Below are 23,553 nucleotides of genomic sequence, written 5' to 3' on the forward strand. Positions count from 1 at the left end.
GTAGGCATCATGCGGTATTAGCCATCGTTTCCAATGGTTATCCCCCACATCAGGGCAATTTCCTAGGCATTACTCACCCGTCCGCCGCTCGCCGCCCAACAAATCCCCCGAAGGTTCAATGTTGTCGCTGCCGCTCGACTTGCATGTGTTAGGCCTGCCGCCAGCGTTCAATCTGAGCCATGATCAAACTCTTCAATTTAAGATTTTGTTCGGCTCAACGAATACTGACTTCAAAACTACTAATGTAATTTTAAAGCTATTATCGTTCCAACAGAACGATAATGAATTGACTGTGCCAAGTCTTGCGACTTGATTGGTCACTCAGTTCATTGAAACCTAATTTGATACCAAGGTATCTAATTGGATTATCATCAACGAGTGCCCACACAGATTGATAGGTCTATATTGTTAAAGAGCTTTCCTATTGAGCTTTGCTCAAATCGGACGGCCATTTTAGCGAGTTAAAGTTTAGTGTCAACCACTTTTTTCAAACTTTTTTCAAGCGTTTCCACTTGGCTAATTGGCTTACCAACTCAACTCCGCCTCTTTCGAAGACGTTGCCGTGTCAGCGAGGTGGCATTATAGAGATTGCGATCACATTGGCAAGCCCTTTTTCACGTTTTTTTTGATTTTTTTATCGTTTGAGTGTTTTTTATTCCAAACGGCTAGTTTTTACTACTCTTCTCACCAGATATCACCATTATTAACACTTTGTAAGGAGTAAACATGAGTTCTATTAGAAGTTATAAAGGTATGAGTCCCAGACTGGGTGAGCGCGTATACGTCGACTCAACCTCTGTTTTAGTTGGTGATATACGAGTTGGTGACGACTCGAGTGTTTGGCCCTTAGTTGTTGCACGAGGGGATGTAAACCATATTCACATTGGCAAACGAACTAATATCCAAGATGGCAGTGTTTTACATGTCACACACAAGAACGCCGAAAACCCTAATGGCTACCCACTTATTATAGGCAATGATGTCACCGTTGGGCACAAAGTGATGCTGCATGGTTGTGAGATTCACGATCGTGTACTAGTCGGTATGGGCGCAATTGTGTTAGATGCCGTTGTAATTGAATCAGATGTAATGATTGGTGCTGGCAGTTTAGTACCACCAGGGAAGAGATTAGAAAGCGGCTATCTATATGTAGGCAGTCCGGCAAAACAAGCTCGTCCGCTATCGGAGAAAGAACGAACTTTCTTACAGAAGTCTGCCAATAACTATGTACAAAACAAAAATGACTACTTAAATGAAGTCGAAGACATCATCAACGAGTTAACTAGTCGATGACGATATGGCCTTCTTCATCGAAGGCTTCATCTTTTATTAGCTCTTCTGCCATTTCTTCTATATCAAATCGATAATCGACAAACGCTTCAATTGCAGCTTGCTCGGTTTTAATAACAGAACCCGTTAACTTTTCTAGTTTTGGCTTTGTTATGTAGCACTCAATCAGCGCACCCGCTTGCTGCGCTGCAAAATTAACTGATTGTGATGCTTCGTCCCACAACTGCATGTCTGGGAATAAGATGGATTGATTCATTGTTTACTAACCTTCAAGGTTCTTTCTTAATTCTCTGAGAATTTGTTTTGCGCCGGGACGTAAACCACGCCATAACATAAAACTTTCAGCCGCCTGTCCAACCAACATTCCAAGACCATCGTAAGCATGGGCCGCACCGTGCTCTTTCGCCCATAGATTAAAACTAGTCAAGCCCCTGCCATACATCATGTCGTAGCTAGTACTGTTACTGGAAAAGATAGCAGAAGAGATAGCGGGCAACTCGCCGCTTAAGGAAGCAGAAGTGGAGTTAATAATCACATCGTATCCCTCTTCTATCGTAGCCATCTCTTTGGCTACAATAGTACCGTGTGAGACAAATAGCTCTGCAAGCTCTTGTGCTTTACTAAAGGTACGGTTGGTTATAGTTAAAGAAGCAGGCTTCTGATCAAGAAGTGGTTTAATCACTCCTCGCGCCGCACCACCAGCACCAATGACTAAGATGCGAACCCCTTCTAATACCACCTGATGCTGGAGTAAGTCTTGCACTAAACCCGCACCATCGGTGTTATCACCTATGATTTCACCGTCATCGAGCTTCTTAAGCGTATTTACCGCACCAGCTAACTCTGCTCGCTCGGTAAGACGGCTAGCAAATTGACAAGCGTCTTCTTTAAAAGGTAATGTCACATTACACCCTTTCCCGCCGTCAGCGAAAAAAGCTTTCGCCGCTTCAACAAAGCCATCAACAGGAGCGGTTTCTGCAGTGTACACCAAAGACTGATTGGTTTGACGAGCAAACAAGGTGTGAATGAATGGCGACTTGCTGTGTCCAATCGGATTACCAAACACAGCATAACGATCAATTTGCGGAGTCATTTCCTTACCTTTATTCCTTAGCTATATAGAGAAAAACAGGGCCACCTGATTACAGATGACCCTATCACTATCTATCTATATAGAAAAGGAGATTCAACGCTTACCACTCTCGTGGCGTTAGGTATCGCTCGTAAAGCTCGGCTTCTGGAGAACCAGCTTGTGGCTCGTAGCTGTATTCCCATCGCGCAAGCGGCGGCATTGACATAAGAATCGACTCTGTACGACCACCACTTTGAAGACCAAATAGCGTACCACGGTCATACACTAGGTTGAACTCAACGTAGCGGCCACGACGGTAAAGTTGAAACTCGCGCTCGCGCTCGCCGTATTCGATATTTTTACGACGAGAGACAATAGGTAGGTAAGCTTGGCAATAACCCTCACCCACCGCTTTGATGTAGTCAAAACACCTGTCGAACTCCCATTGGTTTAGATCATCAAAGAACAAACCGCCAATACCACGAGTTTCATTGCGATGAGGTAGGAAGAAGTATTTGTCACACCACGCTTTATGTTCTGCGTAAACGTCGTCACCAAATGGCGCGCAAAGCTGCTTTGCGGTGTCGTGCCATGATTGGCAATCTTCTTCAAATGGGTAGAAAGGAGTTAGGTCAAAGCCACCACCAAACCACCAGATAGGGTCTTCACCATCTTTCTCGGCAATAAAGAAGCGGACGTTGGCGTGAGACGTTGGCACATAGGGGTTTTTAGGGTGAATAACCAGAGAAACGCCCATCGCCTCAAAACGGCGACCAGCTAACTCTGGACGATGCGCCGTCGCAGATGCAGGCATTTTCTTACCTTCCACATGAGAGAAGTTCACTCCCCCCTGTTCAAAGATGTCACCATCACGTAATACGCGAGTGCGACCACCGCCACCAAGGCGCTCTCCTTTTTCACGTTGCCATGCATCTTCGACAAAGAAGGCCTTTCCATCTTCTTGTTCTAATTGCTGACAAATGGAATCCTGAAGCGACATCAGGAACTGCTTTACCGCGTGCTTATCGATTGCTGACATACGTGTATTACCTATTGATTGCTGACTAGCAGGGTTAGCCCTGTCTTAATATTTGCGAGGTTTTAGCATCACGAATTTCACTTGGTTTATCACGACCGCAGGTCTCACCACGTAAGATAGCCACCAATCGGTCACCCAATTGCTCTTCAACTTCTTGCGTCGTCATGCAGGGAGGAAAACCGGTAAGATTCGCGCTAGTAGAGGTTAACGGCTTTCCAAATGCATTACACATCTTTTGAACTAAAGGATGATCGGTCACACGTACAGCAATCGAATCAAATTGACCCGAGACCCAACTTGAAACTTTATCACTCGCTGGCATGATCCAAGTGTATGGACCCGGCCACGTTGCGTGTACTTTATCTAACTGTTCTTGAGTCAGTTGCGATTCATCAATGTAAGGCAGAAGCTGCTCATAACTCGCCGCAATAAGGATCAAACCTTTTTCTACCGGACGCTGCTTTAGCTCTAACAATTTCTGAATCGCCTCTGGGCTATCTGGATCACAGCCAACACCAAATACGCCTTCTGTTGGATAGGCAATCACTTCACCTTTTTGTAGTGCTTCGAGCACCTGTTCAAAGTTATCCACCGATTACTTCCTGATAGTCTTGTCTGTTGTGTTTGCACTAAGTGTACAAATATTCATTCTCAGAGACTAAAGCAATTTGTTTATAAAATGTATCAGGAGCAGTCACAAATGCACGCAAACGTTTGCTTGGGGTAAAAATCCCCGTATAATGCGCACAAATAAATCAGCTCACCTAATTTTGCAGCTTGAAGGAGTTTGAGATGAAAGTCGGTATCATCATGGGTTCTAAATCAGATTGGCCAACCATGAAACTAGCAGCGGAGATGCTGGATCAATTTGGCGTGTCTTACGAAACGAAGGTGGTATCAGCTCACCGTACTCCTCAACTATTGGCTGAATACGCAAGCTGCGCCAAAGAGCGCGGTATTAAGGTCATCATCGCCGGTGCCGGTGGTGCTGCTCACCTACCAGGCATGACTGCCGCATTTACCAGCGTTCCGGTACTTGGCGTTCCGGTGCAGTCTCGTGCACTGAAAGGCATGGACTCATTGCTTTCTATTGTGCAAATGCCAAAAGGTATTGCAGTCGGCACACTGGCTATCGGTGAAGCAGGCGCAGCAAATGCTGGCATTTTAGCCGCTCAAATCCTTGGTACACATGATGAAGCAATCATGGCAAAAGTCGAGGCGTTCCGTAACGAACAGACGGAAACCGTATTGGCGAATCCAAACCCTGCAGAGGATTAATCAGATGCATGTACTGGTTCTTGGTGCGGGTCAGTTGGCGCGTATGATGTCTCTGGCTGGTGCGCCACTGAATATCCAAATCTCAGCTTACGATGTGGGTAGCGGCAATATTGTTCATCCTCTGACTCAACATGTGCTAGGCCATGGTCTAGAGAACGCGATTAAGCAAGTGGACGTGATCACCGCTGAGTTCGAGCACATTCCACATGATGTGCTCAATATGTGCGAAGCGAGTGGTAAGTTCCTTCCAAGTACACAAGCGATCAAGGCGGGTGGTGATCGTCGTATTGAAAAGGCATTGCTTGATGACGCTGGCGTGCGTAACGCGAAGTACTATGTGATAGAAACTCGCGAAGACTTCGACCGCGCAATTGAACACGTTGGCATGCCTATGGTACTGAAAAGTGCGCTAGGTGGTTACGATGGTAAAGGCCAGTGGCGCTTAAAAGAAGCCTCTCAAGTCGACGCAATTTGGGCAGAAATGGCCGAGTGCATCGCAACAACGCCTACTCAGGCTATTGTCGCTGAAGAGTTTGTCCCTTTTAACCGTGAAGTCTCATTAATCGGTGCACGCAGCAAAGATGGCAGTGTTGAAGTTTACCCACTTGCAGAAAACGTCCACACCAATGGTGTGCTGAGCCTATCGACTGCGATTGATGCGCCTGAACTGCAAGAACAAGCGAAGCAAATGTTCACGGCAGTCGCCAACAGCCTTAACTATGTTGGTGTATTAGCCTTGGAGTTCTTCGATGTTGATGGCACTTTGCTCGTCAATGAGATCGCGCCGCGCGTGCACAACTCTGGTCACTGGACCCAACAAGGCGCTGAAACCTGTCAGTTTGAAAACCACTTACGCGCAGTGTGCGGCATCCCTTTAGGCAGTACTAAGTTGGTTCGTGAAACCTCGATGATTAACATCCTAGGTGAAGATACCTTGCCAGAAGCATTATTTGCGATAGATGGTTGCCATATTCATTGGTACGGCAAAGAGAAGCGTGTCGGTCGTAAGATGGGCCACATCAACGTTTGCGGTGATTACACCGGTGAGCTCAACCGTAAGCTGTGTGCATTGGCAGACGTTCTTGATGAGCAAACCTTCCCTGCCGTGCATAAGTTTGCAAAGCAGTGGCAAGTGTAAAATCCATCTGAATAAATAGTAAAAGGGTCGTCATGTGCGACCCTTTTTAATTTGTACTTAACCTTACTGTGATGGGGTGTGCTGACATTTACGGCTCGCGCATTGCAACTTCACACCGCTGGCGAGCTTCTTTTCTACCAATAAGGTGAAGCCGCAAGCTTCACAGCGCCCTTTTACTGGTGGTAGATTCACCGCAAACTTGCACTTGGGGTAGTTATCGCACGCATAGAAGGTTTTACCAAAACGCGTTTTACGTTCGACCAAGTGCCCTTTTCCACATTCTGGGCAAGCATGTTGCTCTTTCGATTGCTGTTCCGATTCAGGCTGGTTGATCGATTCAATATGATGACAAGCAGGGTAATGACTGCAACCAACGAACATGCCGTAGCGTCCTTGACGCAACACCAATTCATTGCCGCACTCAGGGCAAGGCACACCCAGCTCTTTAACGATGTGACCATCATTGTTGTGCAGCGGCTTAATATAATCGCAACTTGGGTATTGGCTACAACCTAAGAAAGGGCCATGTTTGCCGTGCTTAAGCGTGACTTCCCCGCCGCATTTTGGGCAAAGTTCGCGCTCGAGTGCATGCTCATGGGCCGAGAAAAGGTTGTGATCGATTTTACTACTCATAGTCACCACTAGATACTTAGTGCAAAATACCTTGTTCCTTGGTGTACAGCAGCTCTTCCATCAGCGTGTAGGCATTTTCGTTGCCCGGAACATTAAACAGCACCATCAGAATGATCCATTTAAGGTCCTCAAGCTCAAACTCATTGGTTTCTAGCCCCATCACACGGTCGATAACCATCTCTCGCGTTTCTGTGGTTAGGACGTTAATTTGCTCTAGGAACAACAAGAAACCACGACTTTCAATATCCAAACGCTGCATCTCTGACGATGTATAGATACGTGTCGATGCCGATGCAATGCTGGTTGAAATCGCCGAATGTGCATCGCTTTGTTGCAACGCGGCCAGCTCTTCTAACCAGACAAGGGCTTTGTAGATGTCTTTTTGCTGGAAGCCCGCACGAAGCAGCTCATCTTCCAACTCGTCTTGATCGACCTGTAAATCTGCATCGCTATGGATGTAGGTTTCGAATAGATACATAAGTATATCCATCATCATAGCTAGCCCCTCCCCTTTCGAATATAGCCACCGGATACTGCAACAACATGCCCTGAAAGCTCAAGCTCTAAGAGCTGCATCATGACTTCTTGGACAGGTATATTGGTCATGTTTGCAAGAATGTCAACTGGTGTAGCCTTATTTCCTACGTTAGCGAACAGCTGAGGAAATGGCAATTCTTCTTCATCAATTGCAACAGAAAATAAATCCATACTCTGATTAATAGACCAATCGAGCAATGACTGTATTTCATTTAACACATCTTGAGTATTTTGTACGAGGCAAGCTCCGTTACGAATCAATTGATTGCCGCCACTGGCATTCGGCGTACTAATCGAAGCCGGCAGAGCGAAAACTTCTCGCCCTTGTTCAAGAGCATAACGCGCAGTAATCAGAGAACCACTCTTTTCTGCCGCTTCTACGACTAAAACACCGAGCGACAAACCACTAATAATCCGATTACGACGCGGAAAGTTCTCTGCGCGCGGTTTGGCATCAGGGCGAAACTCCGAGACTAATGCGCCGTTTTCCATCACTCGCTGCGCTAACCCTCGATGCCTTGCTGGATACACTTGATCTAATCCAGATCCCAACACCGCAACAGTTTTACCGCCTGCGTGGAGAGCACCATCATGAGCATGTCCGTCAATACCCAAAGCCAAGCCACTGGTCACAATCAGATCATGCTGTACGAGTTCTGAAGCAAAGCTGCGAGCATGTTGCAAACCATCCACACTAGCATTGCGACTGCCAACCATGGCGATTTGCGGTTGAGACAAAAAACTCGGCTCTCCTTTTACAAATAACAAAGGAGGTGGCGCGACCGTTTGTTTAAGAAGTGGCGGATAAAGCGGATTCGCCAAGGTGAGAATAGAGTGATGGGAAGATAATGCTAACCAAGTTAAACAAGCCTCGACTTCTTTATCGACCTTAGACCATGCTTGTAACTGTTTCGTCGTAAACCCAAGGCAGAGAAGCTGCTCAGTCGAGTACTGGACAATGTTATTCGGCGTGTCTTTGCTCAGCAGCTTATTCATCTTAACCCCACCAATGCCTGGTAAGCAGCTTAGTTTTAACCAGGCAGCGAGGTCGGTATCATTGTGTGATTTCATTGGTGGTCGATTCCTCTGCCAGAGGAGAAACCACAGAGACCTCTTTATTGATAGGTTTAGTGCTATTGGTGATCAAAGCAAGACTGAAATACTCATACGGGCGGATCACTAACAACTCCCCGACCTTGCTTTGTGGCAAGGTTATTTTCGTATCAAGCACACCATTATCTTTGGCAAAGTCATCACCATATTTGAATACTGGGTGTGCGTCTTCTTTCAAATCAAACACACTACCTTGGCGAAGCGCATCCGATGTGCCTTTATCTATCACCACAACTTGGTTGGTCGAGCTATAACGAATGCCTTCAATATTCCCCAATAATTTTGCAGAAGAGCCTTGTGGTGATGGCAACGGAGTGAATGTCGCGGTGAAATCACCGTTATCAAGAACTTGAACTGGCAAAGCAATGTCGTTACGGACAATCTCTTGCAGTTGTGTGGTGATTTTCAAACCAGAAAACTGACTTGATGCTTCAACAAGTTCTCCTTTAGCAATCAAACGCAGCGCCGTGATTTGTTGTGATACATCATCACGTGAAAAGGTCCCCACAGGCCGATAGATTGCCCATCCAGTCGAAGTTTGCTCGCCACTGATGTACAGTGTGTCTTCTGTAGTCAGAAATTTATTGCCTTTGCTACTGCCCATCACTTTCGCGGCATTATCTAGTGTCTCATCATCGACTAAACGATCAGATTTCATATATGGCACCACCAACCCTTCCGCAACGCTCGGTACCGCTTTCTTCTCGGTGATACGCGCTTTTGGACTGAGCTTTTTGACTGGCTTTAAGCTTAAAACTGGCTGACCGTTAATCCACACCAGTGATAACTTATCGCCTGGGTAAATCAGATGTGGGTTATCAATTTCTGGGTTTACCTGCCATAGACGAGGCCACAGCCAAGGGCTATCCAGATACATCGCCGAAATATCCCAAAGCGTGTCACCTTTGACCACAACGTAAGTTTTGGGTGCATCATCTTTAACGGTAAGTGGTTGGGAGTCCGTGTTTGCTACGGCACTGAAAGAGAAAAGTAACGGCAACGTATTACGAGAAACGTTGCGGAAAATTCGATTCATGACCCTCGTCCTTGGCCTGTTAGACAGTTACCAGAATGGAAATTGGTATCAGGATGCTGTCATTTAGGTCATAAAATGTCTAGAATTGAGCCAACAAGGTTTGTGCTGTTACGGCACAGTTCAATATTTCGAGTGAATATGTCTGTATTACAAGTATTAACATTCCCAGATGATCGCCTGCGTACCGTTGCAAAGCCTGTAGAAGCGGTGACACCTGAGATTCAAAAAATTGTCGATGACATGATTGAAACCATGTACGACGAAGAAGGTATTGGTCTGGCTGCAACGCAGGTTGATATCCACCAACGTATCGTAGTGATTGATATTTCAGAAACTCGCGATGAGCCAATGGTGCTTATCAACCCAGAGATTCTGGAAAAGCGTGGCGAAGATGGCATCGAAGAAGGCTGTCTATCGGTACCAGGTGCTCGTGCACTTGTACCTCGCGCTGCTGAAGTGTCGGTTAAAGCCCTAGATCGCGATGGCAAAGAATACACCTTTGAAGCCGACGATCTGCTAGCAATTTGTGTTCAACACGAACTAGACCATCTCATGGGCAAACTGTTCGTTGATTACCTATCGCCACTGAAGCGTAAGCGTATCCAAGACAAGTTAGCAAAAATCAAACGCTTTAACGAGAAACAGCAAAGCGCGTAATCTCGATACAATTTAATTAGAAGGAAGCCTACCTTGAGTCAGTCTTTACGTATTGTCTTTGCAGGTACTCCGGATTTCGCCGCCCGTCACTTGGCGGCGTTGTTGTCTTCGGAGCACGAAGTAATTGCGGTTTACACTCAACCAGACCGCCCGGCAGGTCGTGGTAAGAAGCTTACTGCTAGCCCAGTAAAAACCATCGCGCTTGAGCACGACATTCCGGTTTACCAACCAGAAAACTTCAAATCAGACGAAGCCAAGCAAGAGCTTGCCGATCTGAACGCTGACATCATGGTGGTCGTGGCTTACGGTCTATTACTTCCGCAAGCCGTGCTAGACACACCTAAGCTAGGTTGTATCAACGTTCACGGTTCGATTCTTCCTCGCTGGCGCGGCGCGGCACCTATCCAGCGCTCTATTTGGTCCGGTGACGCTGAAACTGGCGTCACCATTATGCAAATGGACATCGGTCTAGATACTGGCGACATGCTAAAAATCGCAACACTGCCGATTGAAGCAACCGACACCAGCGCGTCAATGTACGAGAAGCTCGCAGGCTTAGGTCCTGATGCTTTGATTGACTGCCTATTAGACATCGCAGCAGGCAAAGCAGAACCAGTGAAGCAAGAGGATGAGCTAGCAAACTACGCGAAGAAGCTAAGCAAAGAAGAAGCGCGCATCGATTGGAATAACGACGCCGCGCACATCGAACGTTGCGTTCGCGCATTCAACCCATGGCCAATGAGCCACTTTGAAACGGCTGAAAACAGCATCAAAGTATGGCAAAGCCGTGTTGCTGAACAAATCAGTAACAAGCCTGCTGGCACCATTGTGCAGGCAGATAAAACTGGTATTTATGTTGCGACTGGCAACGGCGTACTGGTATTAGAACAATTGCAAGTTCCAGGTAAAAAAGCCATGTCAGTTCAAGATATTCTGAACTCACGTGCATCTTGGTTTGAAGTTGGCACTCAATTGGTTTAAAACCAAACAATAGTGTCAAAGACCAATAATACGAACTTTTAGAGGGCAGAGATGCCCTCCTTTACTTTAAGGTACTCATCATGAATGTTCGCGCTGCGGCTGCCAACGTCTTGTATCTTGTCGTCGACAAGGGTCACTCACTTTCAAGCGCTCTTCCAGCGGCTCAACAAAACGTACGACCTCGTGATCACGCTCTGCTGCAAGAGATCTGTTACGGCGCTCTACGTTACCTCCCTCGCCTAGAAATCATTGCTAACCAACTGATGGACAAGCCACTCAAAGGCAAGCAACGCGTATTCCACCACTTGATTCTGGTTGGTATTTACCAACTGAGTTTTATGCGTATTCCTGCGCACGCGGCTGTAGGTGAAACGGTTGAAGGTACGAAAGAGCTGAAAGGCCCTCGTCTACGTGGTCTGATCAACGCGGTATTGCGTAACTACCAACGCAACCAAGAAGAATTAGACCAAATGGCAGTCAGCAATAATGCGGGCAAATATGGCCACCCAAGCTGGCTGCTAAAATTGCTGCAAGACGCTTACCCTGAGCAATGGGAAAGCATTGTTGAAGCCAACAACCAGAAAGCGCCAATGTGGCTACGAGTCAACCACCAGCACCATACCCGTGATGAGTATCAAGCGCTGCTCAATAATGAAAACATTGATAACACGCCACACACACAAGCAATGGACGCCCTAAAATTGGCGGCGCCATGCGATGTGATGAAACTACCAGGCTTTGAAAAAGGTTGGGTATCGGTGCAAGATGCGGCGGCGCAGCTGTCGATTAATTATCTTGAGCCAAAAGATGGCGAGCTAATCCTAGACTGCTGTGCAGCACCTGGTGGTAAGACGGCGCACATTCTTGAACGTACGTCCGGCAGTGAAGTCGTTGCCATTGACTGCGATGACACTCGCCTTAAACGTGTGCACGAAAACCTGAAGCGTCTCAACCTTCAGGCAAAAGTGGTTTGCGGCGATGCGCGTCATCCTCAAGAATGGTGGCAAGGCGAACAATTTGATCGCATATTGTTGGATGCACCGTGTTCTGCGACGGGCGTCATTCGTCGTCACCCAGACATCAAATGGCTACGTCGTGCTGATGATATTACCGCCCTTGCTGAGCTACAAAGCGAAATTTTTGACGCTATGTGGGCACAATTAAAACCTGGCGGCACCATGGTTTACGCGACTTGCTCAATCACACCACAAGAAAACGTGGAACAAGTAAAAGCGTTCTTGGTACGTACTGCGGATGCGCAATTGGTGGACTCCGATCCAAAACAACCTGGTCGTCAGATTCTGCCAGGCGAAGAAGATATGGATGGTTTCTACTACGCAGTGCTAACAAAAAAACACGCATAACAGCATGCTAAATAGGGCGATTGAAATGAATTCAATCGCCTTTTTCAGATAACGAGTAAAGAGTATGAAAATCATTATTCTTGGTGCTGGTCAGGTTGGCGGCACGCTGGCGGAAAACCTAGTTGGTGAAAACAACGACATCACCATCGTCGACAAAAATGGCGACCGACTGCGTGAGTTACAAGACAAATACGACCTACGTGTTGTCAATGGTCACGCAAGCCACCCAGACGTTCTGCATGAAGCGGGTGCGCAAGACGCCGACATGCTCGTCGCAGTAACCAACACCGATGAGACCAACATGGCCGCCTGTCAGGTTGCGTTCACTCTATTCAATACACCAAACCGCGTTGCGCGTATTCGCTCTCCAGAGTATTTGGCAGAAAAAGAAGCCCTGTTTAAATCAGGTGCCATTCCTGTTGATCACCTTATCGCACCAGAAGAGTTGGTAACCAGCTACATCGAGCGTCTTATCCAATACCCAGGCGCCCTGCAAGTAGTGAGCTTTGCCGAACAAAAAGTCAGCTTAGTAGCGGTAAAAGCCTACTATGGCGGCCCATTGGTTGGTAACGCACTGTCTGCTCTGCGTGAGCACATGCCGCACATTGATACCCGTGTTGCGGCGATTTTCCGTCAAGGCCGCCCAATTCGCCCGCAAGGCACCACCATTATTGAAGCCGATGATGAAGTGTTCTTCGTTGCGGCAAGTAACCACATTCGGTCGGTAATGAGTGAGCTTCAGCGCCTTGAAAAGCCTTACCGTCGTATCATGATTGTTGGTGGTGGTAACATTGGTGCCAGCTTAGCGAAGCGCTTAGAGCAAACTTACAGTGTAAAGCTGATTGAGCGTAACTATCAACGTGCAGAGCAACTGTCTGAGCAGCTTGAGAACACCATCGTCTTCTGTGGTGATGCGGCTGACCAAGAGTTGCTGACCGAAGAAAACATCGATCAAGTTGACGTATTCATCGCACTGACTAACGAAGATGAAACCAACATCATGTCTGCAATGTTGGCAAAACGCATGGGCGCGAAAAAGGTCATGGTACTGATCCAACGTGGCGCTTATGTCGACCTCGTACAAGGTGGCGTGATTGATGTGGCAATCTCACCACAGCAAGCGACAATTTCCGCTCTACTGACGCACGTTCGTCGTGCTGACATCGTGAATGTTTCTTCTCTGCGTCGTGGCGCAGCAGAAGCTATCGAAGCCATTGCGCATGGTGACGAAACCACATCCAAAGTGGTTGGCCGCGCGATTGGCGATATCAAACTCCCACCAGGAACCACCATTGGTGCCATTGTTCGTGGCGAAGAAGTGCTTATCGCACACGACCGTACTGTTATAGAACAAGATGACCACGTTGTGATGTTCCTAGTCGACAAAAAGTACGTACCAGACGTCGAAGCGCTGTTCCAGCCGAGTCCATTCTTCCTTTAGGCCTTTCCTATGGTCAATTTACGTCCCGTACTGTTTGTTATCGGGCTAGTTTTATCCAAACTGGCCCTTTTTATGTACGTACCGACGATTGTCGCATTCGTCACTGGCACAGGTGGATTCCTTGATTTCGCTCAAGCGGTGGTGATCACCCACCTTGCCGCATTTATCTGCTTAACAATTGGTCGAACCGCAAATTTCAAACTCAGCGTACGCGATATGTTCCTTATCACGAGTTTGGTATGGACCATCGCCAGTGCCTTCGCCGCGCTGCCGTTTATTTTCATCAACCATATCAGCTTTACCGACGCCTACTTCGAAACCATGTCAGGTCTAACGACCACGGGATCCACCGTACTGAGTGGTTTGGATGACATAGCACCAAGCATCTTGCTATGGCGTTCGATCTTGCAATGGCTGGGGGGCATTGGCTTTATCGTGATGGCGGTAGCAATTCTACCGATGCTAAACGTGGGTGGTATGAAGCTATTCCAAACCGAATCCTCCGATTGGTCAGACAAAAGTAGCCCAAGAGCCAAAACCGTCGCCAAGAACATTGTATTGGTGTACTTAATGCTGACTGGGCTGTGCATCATCGGTTACTTACTAACAGGCATGAATCTGTTTGAAGCGATCAACCATGCTTTCACCACCTTATCAACAGGGGGGTACTCCACCTCGGATAGCTCAATGAACAGCTTCTCCCATGGCGCACATTGGGTAGCGACGGTATTCATGTTCTTGGGCGGTTTGCCTTTCTTACTGTTTGTCGCGGCTTTGCGCAAACGCAGCCTCGATGCTTTGCTAAAAGACGCACAAGTGCGTGGGTTTGGTTATCTATTTTTATTCTCAAGTTTAACCGTAGCCGCTTGGTTGGTCATACATAACGGCTACACTGTTCTTGACGCACTGCGCGTCTCGATGTTCAACGTTGTCTCTGTGGTTACCACTACCGGTTTTGGTCTCGACGACTTTACCGCTTGGGGAGCATTACCTGCGACGCTATTTGCTTTCCTATTAATGGCAGGGGCATGTTCCGGCTCTACCTCTGGCGGCATAAAAATCTTCCGTTTCCAAATCGCGATGACACTGCTCAACAAGCAGATCATGAAGCTGATTCACCCCTCTGGAATATTCGTTCAACGCTATAACCAGCGCTCTGTGAATGACGATATCGTACGCTCTGTGATGGCATTTGGGTTAATGTTCTTTATCATCATCATCGCTATCGCTGGTAGTTTAAGTGCGCTTGGTCTTGATCCTGTAACCAGTATCTCGGGGGCCATCACGGCTGTCGCAAACGTTGGACCAGGTATGGGCACTAGGATTGGCCCGACAGGCAACTTCGCCTCACTGCCAGACACCGCAAAATGGCTGTTGAGCTTTGGTATGTTGATGGGTCGCCTGGAAATTCTGACGATTCTTGTTCTGTTCTTCCCTGCGTTCTGGCGCCGTTAAACAGACTCAGTTAAAAAGGTATCACAATGAAACTATGGATAACTCTAGCCACCCTACTGGCCGCTTCTTCAGTCTACGCGGAAGAAGTAGTGAAACTGGCGGATGGTCGCGAAGTGAAACTAAACGATGATTTCACCTGGGAATACGTTATTAAAAAAGCGACACCAAAAGCTACAGAAACGACATTGGAGAAAGTCGAAGCGGTTGCAGAACCAGCAATTGCGGCCATTCCTGTGATAAACAAAAAAGTAGGTACGACAGTGGTCGTTAATGCTAAGAAACCAACCATGCAGCTATCGGATTCTGGCGTAGATATCTTGATTGGGTCAGCCAGCTATGAAGATGGTGAATTGGCTTTGACAACCTCTATCACCAACCAAAGCTCACAATCGGTGATTCAGGTTGAAGTGGAAGTACAGGTATTCGATATGTCTGGCAAACCGTTAGCAAAAGAGAATGTCACCGTTTGGCAATCTATCAAACGCATGGCAGACACTTACTTACGTCCACAGCAAGCAGAGCAAGGTAAAGCTATCAAACTGGCAGTGCCACAATCTCAGCAATACCAATTCTCTGCAGAAATCTTAGAAGTGAAAACTCGCTAATACGATAGCGCGCACTTTGTCGAGTTTATTTCTATCAATTAGATAGGCTCGACAAAGTAGTAAATCGCGAAGAAGTGACACACACAGCCAGCCAATACAAAACCATGCCAAATCGCATGGTTAAATGGAACCCGTTTAGCAACGTAGAAAATCACCCCTATCGAATACACCAACCCACCCGCAGCCAATAGCGTCAAGCCGCCGATATCTAAATTTATCGCGAGCTGATAAATCACAATCAGCGACAGCCACCCCATCACCAGATACGTCATCAATGACAACTTCTTAAACCGGTACACAAACGCGATTTTCATTATAATGCCAGCCAGTGCAATGGACCAAATCACGATCATTAATCCTATCGCCAATGGTGTGCGCAAACTCACTAGCAAAAATGGCGTGTAGCTACCTGCAATTAAAAGATAGATAGCACAGTGGTCGAAGGTTTTTAGCCAACGCTTGGCTTTTGGATAGGAGATTGCGTGGTAGAGCGTGGATGCCAGAAACAGCACAATCATGCTCGAGCCATAGATCGCCATGCTGGTAATGGTCAGAGTGTCCGCTTGGTGATCAACCGCTTTAATCAAGAGCAGTACTAGACCAACAATGCCAAAGATCATCCCAATTCCATGGGTAATGGCATTAGCGAATTCTTCGCCCTGACTGTATTGTGCTTTCTGTTGTGAGGACATCAATGCGCCTATACTAGAGTGTTTGAATATTCGCTCTAGTATGGCATATTAGGCTTACACGCGTAAGCTTAAATTAAGCTTCACGAGCAGCAGTAGTTTGTTCAAGGTAATTAAGCACCAGTGAACCCACTTCTTCCAGTTTAGTATTCACCGGAATGCTCAGCTCACGCTTGAGTTTACCGCTTCCTAGTAAGCTCGCCAGCATCCCACCAGCACCAGTGCGGGTACGGTCAAGTTCAAACCATAAGTGAAGGTTTTGTTCATCACGATGAGCAACAAACTCTAGCTCACGCCATACACCATGGTATGGGCCGTCAATTGGCACCATTTCAAACTCTTGTACAAATGGTAGACCGAAGCCTTTCACTTCTTCACACTCCACTTGGCGAATGCGTAAGCCTTGCGCTTCAAAAGCAGACAAAATGGCATCCATCAGCGGGTCGGGTCTAACGGTGAGAATATCTTTGTCGGTTGGGTCGAGCGCCATGGCAATATCTAAGCCCGTCTCTAGCCAAACTTTCGCATCACCGATGGTAACAGGCGTGTTCCACGGCACATCAAGTTTGGCCTTAAAGATGCGGTCTTCGCCAGGGTGGATACTAAATGCGTATGGGAGGTTCCACTTCGCCAGTACGTGCGTTTGTGGTACGCGACGCATGCTGTGACCTTCACGCGCACCTCGATCGTTTGGCGCTTCAGCGATATAACGACAGCAAAGCTTAAGATCGATGTTATCGATCACTTGTTCCGTTGCTCCGCCGTAGACATGGATAGAGACATCCACACTCTGACCAGGATAGAGCACATCCTGGTTCAGAACCGAATCCACGTTGGCACTGCCTATGCCAAAACTCGCAAGTGTCTTCTTAAAAAATGACATATGCACCTCCTTCTGTCGAAATCTCATACTACTACTGCTGATCATGGGATCAAAACAAATTTTTACGTCGATCTAGGTGCCAAATTGACAAATACGAGATAATTCAATTGCTCAACTATCGACCACTTATAGCAACAGTGCTAACCTATAGATGATATGTATGCATATCGTTATTCCTGATTCTCTATTTGGATTGGCGAAAGCCAGAAGAGCCACCCTTCAAGTTGTTGAAGCTCAACTCATAGTGATTCAGGCCATTACATTGGCAATGGATATGCCTGACAGTTAGGTACCTTAATGCGCCCAACAACCGTCAGGTTCGCACATACAAATCGTAGTGCAATGCGCCGCCGCAGTGGTTTCACTTCTGCGTTTAAGGCGAAACAAGTTGCGTCAACTATGACTCTGGTTGAGAAGACAGCGGCCGAACCAAGTGTTCCAACCAAAGTAGTTAAAGCGGCTTAATTAAAAAGCGCAGCGATTGCTGCGCTTTTATCTTTACTCTCCCCCCTTTTCCCATTTGGTGTTCGCCAAGCAATTTGATACCTTTAGTAGCAAATAACACCTATAAATTCTGTGGAGAAAGAAATGAAGTGTCATCGTATTGAAGAACTACTTGAACTGCTTGAACCTGAGTGGCACAAAGATCAAGAAATGAATCTACTGCAGTTCATTGTAAAACTAGCAAATGAAGCGGGTTATGAAGGTAAGTTGGAAGATTTAACCGATGACGTGCTGATCTACCACCTTAAAATGCGTAACAGCAGCAAAGACGAGATGATCCCTGGTCTCAAGAAAGACCAAGAAGATGACTTCAAAACCGCAATCCTACGTGCGCGTGGCATCATCGAATAAACAGCTCAATACCCCCCTTCTAAGCGGCTCATCCGAGTCGCTTTTTTATAACAACATCAAGTAGATTCAAGTAACTACTATCACTGTTCACTTATTTATCAAGTTAACTGCACTGACTTTTGTTGTTAAACGTTGACTGCGTTAAAGAAACGCAATTGTTATTAATTGTATAATCCTCCGTTCATCAGTGTTTACTAAAATAATTTGTCCTGTCATGGTTCATGATATGGGTATAGCAGCGATGTTATCGAGTGGCATCAACAGAAGTGTCGCCGCACATGATAAAAAGCCTAAAGAAGGAAATGTCCATGAGTCAGGATAAAATCGATATCAAAGATGTGACTCCCAAAAGCTATAATCCGAAAACCCACAAAGGGAAAGGCGATCGGTTCAATCCTAGCAATCGAATTTATGTTCGTGAAAGTAAAGGAACCTACCAAAAACTGCGCCGCTACGGTGGTTGGTTCTTGCTACTGCTGTTCGCGATTACGCCATGGATTCCTTATGGCGAACGTCAGGCCATTTTACTTGATATTGGCAACCAGCAATTTAACTTTGTCGGTACCACCCTTTACCCTCAAGACCTAACCTTACTCGCTTTACTGTTTGTCATCGCGGCATTTGGATTGTTCTTCATTACTACCTTTTTAGGTCGGGTTTGGTGTGGATATCTGTGTCCACAAACCGTATGGACCTTTATGTACATCTGGTTTGAAGAAAAGTTAGAGGGCAGCGCCAATAAACGCCGCAAGCAAGACGCCAATAAAATAACTGCCAATTTAGCGATGCGCAAAATGCTCAAACACATCGCTTGGTTTGCTATTGCGCTCGCGACTGGCTTCACTTTTGTTGGGTACTTTGTCCCCATTAAACAACTGGTACTGGGCTTTTTCACGTTAAGTTCCAGCTTTTGGCCTGTTTTTTGGGTGATGTTTTTTGCCATCTGCACCTACGCCAATGCTGGTTGGATGCGATCCATCGTCTGCTTACACATGTGTCCATATGCGCGCTTCCAATCAGCAATGTTTGATAAAGACACTTTTATTGTGGGCTACGACACCACACGTGGTGAGCAACGCGGACCTCGCTCTCGTAAAGCCGATCCAACACAGCTTGGTTTAGGTGACTGTATCGACTGTGATCTGTGTGTTCAGGTGTGCCCAACAGGTATAGACATTCGTGACGGCTTACAGTACGAATGCATCAACTGTGGGGCCTGTATTGATGCATGTGACCAAACCATGGAGCGTATGGGCTATGAGAAAGGCCTGATCAATTACACCACCGAGCACCGCTTATCCGGTAAACAAACCAAGGTTCTGCGTCCGAAACTACTTGGCTATGGCGCAGTGTTGTTGGTGATGATTGGCTTGTTCTTCCTTCAAGTCACCTCCGTTGACCCAGCCGGCATGAGCGTACTGCGTGATCGTAACCAGTTGTTCCGCGTGAACAGCTCTGGCGAAGTGGAAAACACCTACACCCTGAAAATCATCAACAAAACCCAACAAGTTCAAGAATACAACTTGGATGTGGAAGGGTTGAGCAACGTCAGTTGGTACGGCAAACAGACCATTGAAGTACAGCCGGGCGAAGTCTTCAACTTACCAATGAGCCTAGGCGCAGATCCTGACAAGCTAAACTCTGCGATCACGACAATTCAGTTTATACTCAGCGATAAGAGCAACGAATTCACTATCGAAGTGGAAAGCCGATTTATCAAGAAGCTATAACTTCGATAACTAATGGAACAAGGCTCAGCAATGAGCCTTTTTATTTATATGTCCCAAGGTACTTTCAACTTTGATGCCCTAACGCCCGACTTTATGTGGTATGCACTAGAGAGCATCGGTATTCGTGCAGAATCTGGTTTTCTTCCTCTCAACAGTTACGAAAACCGCGTTTACCAATTCACTGACGAAGAGCGCCAACGCTACGTGGTGAAGTTTTATCGCCCTGAGCGTTGGAGCAACGAGCAGATTCAGGAAGAGCACAACTTCACGCTTGAACTGATCGACAACGAAATCCCCGTCGCTCCCCCTATATGCATCAATGGCCAAACCCTACATCATTACCAAGGTTATGGCTTTGCTCTATTTGAAAGCGTGGGTGGTCGTCAGTTTGAAGTCGACAACCTTGAACAACTGGAAGGCGTTGGCCGTTTTCTTGGACGTATCCACAAAGTGGGCAGCAAAAAAGCATTTCAGCATCGTCCGACAATTAGCTTGCAAGAATACCTCTACCAACCCCGTGAGATTCTGCAAAGTTCAGACATGATCCCAATGCATTTAGAAAACAGCTTCTTCAATGATTTGGACATACTTATCAAAGCGATCGAAAGTCACTGGCAAGAAGGCTTTAACACTATTCGCCTGCACGGTGACTGCCACCCAGGTAATATTCTATGGCGCGATGGCCCGATGTTTGTCGATTTGGATGACTCACGTAATGGCCCTGCCGTGCAAGATTTGTGGATGTTACTGAATGGTGAACGCCAAGATAAGTTAATGCAGCTCGATATTATCCTCGAGGGATATCAAGAGTTTTGCGATTTTAACGCGACAGAATTGAAACTAATTGAGCCACTACGCGGTCTACGAATGGTCCACTATATGGCATGGCTAACAAAACGCTGGCATGACCCCGCATTTCCGCTCGCTTTTCCATGGTTTAATGAGCCAAAATACTGGGAAGGTCAGGTACTTGGATTTAAAGAGCAGATTGCCAGTTTAGAAGAAGCACCACTGTCTTTAATGCCCCAATGGTAAGTTAGGCCAAACAATAAAAAAATGGAGATATTTAGATGAAAAAGCTGTTCGCACTGTTTTCTATGCTCATGCTAAGCCTATCGGCACATGCTGCACAATTTAAAGAAGGGGAGCATTACAAGGTATTGGATCTGGAGGCATCTAAAAAGCCACTCGTGACCGAGTTCTTCTCTTTCTACTGCCCTGCCTGTAATCGATTTGAGCCGATCATTCAGCAACTGAAAAAGCAGCTGCCAGAAAACGTAAAACTACAAAAGAACCACGTGTCATTCATGGGTGGCAACATGGGGATCTCAATGAATAAAGCATACGCCACGATAGTTGTGCTGAACGTCGAAGACAAAATGGTGCCAGTGCTCTTTAACCGCATTCATAACATGGGTAAAGCTCCTCGTGACGAAGTAGAACTGCGCCAAATCTTCATTGATGAAGGTATTGATGCAAAGAAATTCGACGCGGCATTTAAAGGCTTCGCGGTTGACTCTATGGCTCGCCGTATGGATAAGCAATTTGAAAACAGCGGCATCACTGGCGTTCCAGCGGTTGTCGTTAACAATAAGTACCTGATTCAAGCGCAAAGTATCAAATCAACCGATGAATACTTTGCTCTAGTGAATTACTTGCTTACGCTAAAGTAATTCACACCAAACGCCAAAAGGGGAGCTGGTGTTCCCCTTTGTTATTTATGAATGCCTTGCAACAACTGGTCTTTATCTTGCCACACATCACCAAGCCACTGCTGGAACTGACGCTTGTAAAGCTTGTCGTTGAAGTAATCCCCCAGAACACGCTCATCCACGGGTAGTACACTGACCCGCACGACAATCTTGTTCATCCGTCCCATCAATATGTCTTTAAATGGCTTATCGGTGTTTTCTGGGTACGCCAAGGTCACATCAATGATGTTCTCAAACTGATCGCCCATCGCCGCTAGCGTGTAAGCAATACCCCCAGATTTTGGCTGCAACAAATGTTGATAACCCACACGGCTCTTGCGTTGCTTTTCCTCGGTGAAACGAGTGCCTTCGACGTAATTTACCACCGTAGTTGGCGTGTGTTTGAACTTGGCACATGAGCGGCGCGTGGTTTGCAAATCTTGACCACGCTTGTGCGGATTGCGGATCAAATACTCTCGAGAATAGCGACGCATAAATGGCATATCCAGCGCCCAACAGGCCATACCAATAAAAGGCACATACAATAATTGCTGTTTTAAGAAAAATTTTGGCATTGGAATGCGATCTTTAAATACACAACACAGTACAACAATATCAGTCCAACTAAGATGATTACTGATCAGCAGGTACCAACCGTCCTTCTTTAGATTGTCGCCACCTTGAATATCCCACTCAACGCGGTTGAACAAGGCAAGAATGCCAGCATTGACAGTGGCCCAAACCCACATCATTTTGTTGGCAGCCTCTGTGCCTTTGGCTTTAAGCTTCGCAGTTGGAAGCAACCGCTTAAAAATAGCGATGATACAAATTGCGATAGAGCAAAGAGCAGAGTTTAAAATCACGAAAAAAACGGTAAAAATAAATATTAGGTATGCCAACATCTTCATCAAACAATAGCTTAAAGTGCGTGAGTAATAAAACAGCGTGTAATTATACAAGTCCATGGTCACATTGAAACATTTGTAACAATGGTCAGATTTGTTTTCACAATAAAAAAGTGAACTCATGCTCAAAAACACTCTTCATTCGACAAACAAGGAGAAAGCGAATGAATCCAAGGATCACCTTATTGCCTTTGGCCTTTATCGTCAGTTCAGCACAAGCTCAACTTGCAGAAACCGCCGGTTTTAGCGGCGAGATTTCATTGAATACTGGCTTCGTCTCATCAGAGTCCAACTTCAACACCGATGGCAATAGCACAATTACGTCACTCAACCAGCGTGCCGAAAGTGATGAATCTTTTATCGTAGCTCCTTTGGGCAGCGCCGCGTATACCTTGGGTAACAAACTCAATCACCAAGTGTACGCTGGTACTACGCGCTCCGATATCGCGATCGGTACTCTCGCCTTCCAGCTTGGTTATAAATACCAACTCGCTTCGGACACTGTGCTCGACTTTTCCTATCTACCGACCATCTTGAAAGGAGAGACATGGCAAGACCCATACCTAACTGGGCAATCGAGAAAAACCACCGATGAAGGCGGCAATGCGTTTCGTCTCCAAATCAACCGCTTCTTAGACAACAACTTTAATCTTGATTTGGCTTACGCAGAGAAAAACGTAGAGAAAGATACCGTGACCGATTCTTCCCTGCTGCGTGATGCAAAGATCTACTATATCAAAGGTGACTACCGCATTCCACTTAGCCGCACGTCGATACTGCAACCCGCACTTACCTACGTCTACCAAGATGCGGATGGCGATGCTGAATCCTTCGACTCCTACCGATTCGAACTCAGTTGGTTCAAGTTCGTTAATCGCCATCGTTTTGCGGTTACGGCAGGCTACACATTGAAAAACTACGAAGCAGCAAGTGACACGTTCGATAAAATACGTGATGACGGCAAACTCAGTTTATTCGCCGCCTACGAGTATAAGAATGTGTTCGATTGGCAAAATTGGTCGCTCATTTCTCTGGCAGGTTATGGGCACAACGACTCCAACATCACCTTCTACGATGAAAAAGAGTCCCTACTGACTGTCGGTTTGAACTACGCTTTCTAATCGCTTTAATCGCAGCAAGTGACGTTTTCTCGCTGCGATT

At 46.5% G+C, this 23,553-nt stretch carries 27 protein-coding genes and 1 rRNA gene; 16 read left to right on the forward strand and 12 right to left on the reverse strand.

Features of this window, described 5'->3' with window-relative positions; translation table 11 throughout:
• Positions 1 to 199, reverse strand: a 16S ribosomal RNA gene (locus tag AK965_RS15440); the annotation flags it as partial.
• A 527-nt stretch (positions 200 to 726) separates the two neighbouring features.
• On the opposite strand from AK965_RS15440, the gene AK965_RS15450 reads away from it, so the two are divergent.
• The gene (locus tag AK965_RS15450; RefSeq protein ID WP_099080449.1) at positions 727 to 1,293 is read left to right on the forward strand and encodes a gamma carbonic anhydrase family protein; all 567 of its coding nucleotides are present in this window, start codon (positions 727 to 729) and stop codon (positions 1,291 to 1,293) included.
• On the opposite strand, the gene AK965_RS15455 is transcribed toward AK965_RS15450, so the two are convergent.
• The 4 genes from AK965_RS15455 to AK965_RS15470 form a co-directional block, all read right to left on the reverse strand.
• Positions 1,283 to 1,546, reverse strand: coding sequence for a DUF1488 domain-containing protein (locus AK965_RS15455; protein WP_099080450.1), 264 nt, complete (start codon positions 1,544 to 1,546; stop codon positions 1,283 to 1,285). The two genes, AK965_RS15450 and AK965_RS15455, sit on opposite strands and share 11 nt — an antisense overlap.
• A gap of 6 nt (positions 1,547 to 1,552) precedes the next feature.
• Positions 1,553 to 2,383, reverse strand: coding sequence for a shikimate dehydrogenase (gene aroE, locus AK965_RS15460; protein ID WP_099080451.1), 831 nt, complete (start codon positions 2,381 to 2,383; stop codon positions 1,553 to 1,555).
• 100 nt (positions 2,384 to 2,483) lie between these two features.
• Positions 2,484 to 3,401, reverse strand: a complete 918-nt coding sequence (gene hemF / locus AK965_RS15465; RefSeq protein ID WP_099080452.1) for an oxygen-dependent coproporphyrinogen oxidase — start codon at positions 3,399 to 3,401, stop codon at positions 2,484 to 2,486.
• A 34-nt stretch (positions 3,402 to 3,435) separates the two neighbouring features.
• The gene (locus AK965_RS15470; RefSeq protein WP_099080453.1) at positions 3,436 to 3,993 is read right to left on the reverse strand and encodes an L-threonylcarbamoyladenylate synthase; all 558 of its coding nucleotides are present in this window, start codon (positions 3,991 to 3,993) and stop codon (positions 3,436 to 3,438) included.
• Positions 3,994 to 4,193: 200 nt separating this feature from the next.
• On the opposite strand from AK965_RS15470, the gene purE reads away from it, so the two are divergent.
• Positions 4,194 to 4,679: a 5-(carboxyamino)imidazole ribonucleotide mutase gene (purE, locus tag AK965_RS15475; protein WP_099080454.1), complete on the forward strand. Its 486-nt coding sequence runs from the start codon at positions 4,194 to 4,196 to the stop codon at positions 4,677 to 4,679.
• Positions 4,680 to 4,683: 4 nt separating this feature from the next.
• Positions 4,684 to 5,817 (forward strand): 5-(carboxyamino)imidazole ribonucleotide synthase, encoded by a 1,134-nt coding sequence (locus AK965_RS15480; RefSeq protein WP_099080455.1) that lies wholly within the window; start codon positions 4,684 to 4,686, stop codon positions 5,815 to 5,817.
• Between the two features lie 63 nt (positions 5,818 to 5,880).
• Here the strand turns inward: AK965_RS15480 and AK965_RS15485 are convergent, their stop codons facing one another.
• From AK965_RS15485 to AK965_RS15500, 4 genes are read right to left on the reverse strand one after another with little or no spacing between them, the layout of a single operon-like run.
• Positions 5,881 to 6,450 (reverse strand): type I DNA topoisomerase, encoded by a 570-nt coding sequence (locus AK965_RS15485; RefSeq protein ID WP_099080456.1) that lies wholly within the window; start codon positions 6,448 to 6,450, stop codon positions 5,881 to 5,883.
• A gap of 16 nt (positions 6,451 to 6,466) precedes the next feature.
• Entirely contained in the window at positions 6,467 to 6,946 is a 480-nt protein-coding gene (locus tag AK965_RS15490) for a DUF494 family protein (protein WP_099080457.1), read from the reverse strand.
• A gap of 2 nt (positions 6,947 to 6,948) precedes the next feature.
• Positions 6,949 to 8,058, reverse strand: a complete 1,110-nt coding sequence (dprA, locus tag AK965_RS15495; protein WP_099080458.1) for a DNA-processing protein DprA — start codon at positions 8,056 to 8,058, stop codon at positions 6,949 to 6,951.
• The gene (locus AK965_RS15500) at positions 8,042 to 9,136 is read right to left on the reverse strand and encodes a LysM peptidoglycan-binding domain-containing protein (RefSeq protein ID WP_099080459.1); all 1,095 of its coding nucleotides are present in this window, start codon (positions 9,134 to 9,136) and stop codon (positions 8,042 to 8,044) included. The genes dprA and AK965_RS15500 overlap by 17 nt, the downstream gene beginning before the upstream one ends.
• 138 nt (positions 9,137 to 9,274) lie before the next feature.
• Between AK965_RS15500 and def the strand changes: the two genes are divergently transcribed.
• From def to AK965_RS15530, 6 genes are all read left to right on the forward strand, one after another.
• A complete protein-coding gene (gene def / locus AK965_RS15505; protein WP_216360618.1) occupies positions 9,275 to 9,793 on the forward strand; it encodes a peptide deformylase in 519 nt (172 codons plus the stop codon).
• Between the two features lie 33 nt (positions 9,794 to 9,826).
• A complete protein-coding gene (gene fmt, locus AK965_RS15510) occupies positions 9,827 to 10,774 on the forward strand; it encodes a methionyl-tRNA formyltransferase (RefSeq protein WP_099080461.1) in 948 nt (315 codons plus the stop codon).
• 80 nt (positions 10,775 to 10,854) lie between these two features.
• The gene (gene rsmB / locus AK965_RS15515; RefSeq protein ID WP_099080462.1) at positions 10,855 to 12,138 is read left to right on the forward strand and encodes a 16S rRNA (cytosine(967)-C(5))-methyltransferase RsmB; all 1,284 of its coding nucleotides are present in this window, start codon (positions 10,855 to 10,857) and stop codon (positions 12,136 to 12,138) included.
• A gap of 64 nt (positions 12,139 to 12,202) precedes the next feature.
• Positions 12,203 to 13,579 carry a Trk system potassium transporter TrkA gene (gene trkA, locus AK965_RS15520; RefSeq protein WP_099080463.1) on the forward strand — a complete coding sequence of 459 codons (1,377 nt, stop codon included), beginning with the start codon at positions 12,203 to 12,205 and terminating at the stop codon, positions 13,577 to 13,579.
• Between the two features lie 9 nt (positions 13,580 to 13,588).
• Positions 13,589 to 15,034, forward strand: coding sequence for a TrkH family potassium uptake protein (locus AK965_RS15525; protein WP_099080464.1), 1,446 nt, complete (start codon positions 13,589 to 13,591; stop codon positions 15,032 to 15,034).
• Between the two features lie 26 nt (positions 15,035 to 15,060).
• Positions 15,061 to 15,639 (forward strand): DUF3157 family protein, encoded by a 579-nt coding sequence (locus tag AK965_RS15530; RefSeq protein WP_099080465.1) that lies wholly within the window; start codon positions 15,061 to 15,063, stop codon positions 15,637 to 15,639.
• A 38-nt stretch (positions 15,640 to 15,677) separates the two neighbouring features.
• On the opposite strand, the gene AK965_RS15535 is transcribed toward AK965_RS15530, so the two are convergent.
• On the reverse strand, positions 15,678 to 16,331 hold the full coding sequence (locus AK965_RS15535; RefSeq protein ID WP_172438170.1) for a hemolysin III family protein: 654 nt from the start codon (positions 16,329 to 16,331) through the stop codon (positions 15,678 to 15,680).
• 73 nt (positions 16,332 to 16,404) lie between these two features.
• Positions 16,405 to 17,211: a sporulation protein gene (locus tag AK965_RS15540; RefSeq protein WP_172438171.1), complete on the reverse strand. Its 807-nt coding sequence runs from the start codon at positions 17,209 to 17,211 to the stop codon at positions 16,405 to 16,407.
• Positions 17,212 to 17,371: 160 nt separating this feature from the next.
• Here AK965_RS15540 and AK965_RS20855 point away from each other — a divergent pair, with 160 nt between their 5' ends.
• From AK965_RS20855 to AK965_RS15565, 6 genes are all read left to right on the forward strand, one after another.
• On the forward strand, positions 17,372 to 17,500 hold the full coding sequence (locus AK965_RS20855; protein ID WP_259343781.1) for a hypothetical protein: 129 nt from the start codon (positions 17,372 to 17,374) through the stop codon (positions 17,498 to 17,500).
• An 8-nt stretch (positions 17,501 to 17,508) separates the two neighbouring features.
• Positions 17,509 to 17,676: a hypothetical protein gene (locus tag AK965_RS15545; protein WP_099080468.1), complete on the forward strand. Its 168-nt coding sequence runs from the start codon at positions 17,509 to 17,511 to the stop codon at positions 17,674 to 17,676.
• A gap of 123 nt (positions 17,677 to 17,799) precedes the next feature.
• Complete coding sequence (locus AK965_RS15550) at positions 17,800 to 18,066, forward strand: YihD family protein (protein ID WP_099080469.1); 267 nt, start codon at positions 17,800 to 17,802, stop codon at positions 18,064 to 18,066.
• Positions 18,067 to 18,374: 308 nt separating this feature from the next.
• Positions 18,375 to 19,796, forward strand: coding sequence for a cytochrome c oxidase accessory protein CcoG (gene ccoG / locus AK965_RS15555; protein WP_099080470.1), 1,422 nt, complete (start codon positions 18,375 to 18,377; stop codon positions 19,794 to 19,796).
• A 48-nt stretch (positions 19,797 to 19,844) separates the two neighbouring features.
• Positions 19,845 to 20,831, forward strand: coding sequence for a serine/threonine protein kinase (locus AK965_RS15560; RefSeq protein ID WP_099080519.1), 987 nt, complete (start codon positions 19,845 to 19,847; stop codon positions 20,829 to 20,831).
• 35 nt (positions 20,832 to 20,866) lie between these two features.
• A complete protein-coding gene (locus tag AK965_RS15565; RefSeq protein WP_099080471.1) occupies positions 20,867 to 21,469 on the forward strand; it encodes a thiol:disulfide interchange protein DsbA/DsbL in 603 nt (200 codons plus the stop codon).
• A gap of 41 nt (positions 21,470 to 21,510) precedes the next feature.
• On the opposite strand, the gene AK965_RS15570 is transcribed toward AK965_RS15565, so the two are convergent.
• A complete protein-coding gene (locus AK965_RS15570) occupies positions 21,511 to 22,389 on the reverse strand; it encodes an acyltransferase (RefSeq protein ID WP_099080520.1) in 879 nt (292 codons plus the stop codon).
• A gap of 167 nt (positions 22,390 to 22,556) precedes the next feature.
• Here AK965_RS15570 and AK965_RS15575 point away from each other — a divergent pair, with 167 nt between their 5' ends.
• Positions 22,557 to 23,513 (forward strand): DUF2860 domain-containing protein, encoded by a 957-nt coding sequence (locus AK965_RS15575; protein ID WP_099080472.1) that lies wholly within the window; start codon positions 22,557 to 22,559, stop codon positions 23,511 to 23,513.
• The last annotated feature ends 40 nt before the right edge of the window (positions 23,514 to 23,553 follow it).

This window comes from Vibrio sp. PID17_43, assembly GCF_002608565.1.
Lineage (GTDB): Bacteria > Pseudomonadota > Gammaproteobacteria > Enterobacterales > Vibrionaceae > Vibrio.

Coding starts and splice junctions, on each gene's coding strand:
- hemF (WP_099080452.1), bottom strand. CDS start 3,401: ATGTCAGCAATCGATAAGCACGCGGTAAAGCAGTTCCTGATGTCGCTT.
- AK965_RS15485 (WP_099080456.1), bottom strand. CDS start 6,450: ATGAGTAGTAAAATCGATCACAACCTTTTCTCGGCCCATGAGCATGCA.
- AK965_RS15550 (WP_099080469.1), top strand. CDS start 17,800: ATGAAGTGTCATCGTATTGAAGAACTACTTGAACTGCTTGAACCTGAG.
- AK965_RS15575 (WP_099080472.1), top strand. CDS start 22,557: ATGAATCCAAGGATCACCTTATTGCCTTTGGCCTTTATCGTCAGTTCA.
- AK965_RS20855 (WP_259343781.1), top strand. CDS start 17,372: ATGCATATCGTTATTCCTGATTCTCTATTTGGATTGGCGAAAGCCAGA.
- AK965_RS15535 (WP_172438170.1), bottom strand. CDS start 16,331: ATGTCCTCACAACAGAAAGCACAATACAGTCAGGGCGAAGAATTCGCT.
- AK965_RS15455 (WP_099080450.1), bottom strand. CDS start 1,546: ATGAATCAATCCATCTTATTCCCAGACATGCAGTTGTGGGACGAAGCA.
- AK965_RS15545 (WP_099080468.1), top strand. CDS start 17,509: ATGCGCCCAACAACCGTCAGGTTCGCACATACAAATCGTAGTGCAATG.
- AK965_RS15525 (WP_099080464.1), top strand. CDS start 13,589: ATGGTCAATTTACGTCCCGTACTGTTTGTTATCGGGCTAGTTTTATCC.
- AK965_RS15490 (WP_099080457.1), bottom strand. CDS start 6,946: ATGATGATGGATATACTTATGTATCTATTCGAAACCTACATCCATAGC.
- purE (WP_099080454.1), top strand. CDS start 4,194: ATGAAAGTCGGTATCATCATGGGTTCTAAATCAGATTGGCCAACCATG.
- trkA (WP_099080463.1), top strand. CDS start 12,203: ATGAAAATCATTATTCTTGGTGCTGGTCAGGTTGGCGGCACGCTGGCG.
- AK965_RS15480 (WP_099080455.1), top strand. CDS start 4,684: ATGCATGTACTGGTTCTTGGTGCGGGTCAGTTGGCGCGTATGATGTCT.
- AK965_RS15540 (WP_172438171.1), bottom strand. CDS start 17,211: ATGTCATTTTTTAAGAAGACACTTGCGAGTTTTGGCATAGGCAGTGCC.
- aroE (WP_099080451.1), bottom strand. CDS start 2,383: ATGACTCCGCAAATTGATCGTTATGCTGTGTTTGGTAATCCGATTGGA.
- dprA (WP_099080458.1), bottom strand. CDS start 8,058: ATGAAATCACACAATGATACCGACCTCGCTGCCTGGTTAAAACTAAGC.
- def (WP_216360618.1), top strand. CDS start 9,275: ATGTCTGTATTACAAGTATTAACATTCCCAGATGATCGCCTGCGTACC.
- rsmB (WP_099080462.1), top strand. CDS start 10,855: ATGAATGTTCGCGCTGCGGCTGCCAACGTCTTGTATCTTGTCGTCGAC.
- AK965_RS15450 (WP_099080449.1), top strand. CDS start 727: ATGAGTTCTATTAGAAGTTATAAAGGTATGAGTCCCAGACTGGGTGAG.
- AK965_RS15565 (WP_099080471.1), top strand. CDS start 20,867: ATGAAAAAGCTGTTCGCACTGTTTTCTATGCTCATGCTAAGCCTATCG.
- AK965_RS15570 (WP_099080520.1), bottom strand. CDS start 22,389: ATGTTGGCATACCTAATATTTATTTTTACCGTTTTTTTCGTGATTTTA.
- AK965_RS15560 (WP_099080519.1), top strand. CDS start 19,845: ATGTCCCAAGGTACTTTCAACTTTGATGCCCTAACGCCCGACTTTATG.
- AK965_RS15530 (WP_099080465.1), top strand. CDS start 15,061: ATGAAACTATGGATAACTCTAGCCACCCTACTGGCCGCTTCTTCAGTC.
- AK965_RS15500 (WP_099080459.1), bottom strand. CDS start 9,136: ATGAATCGAATTTTCCGCAACGTTTCTCGTAATACGTTGCCGTTACTT.
- ccoG (WP_099080470.1), top strand. CDS start 18,375: ATGAGTCAGGATAAAATCGATATCAAAGATGTGACTCCCAAAAGCTAT.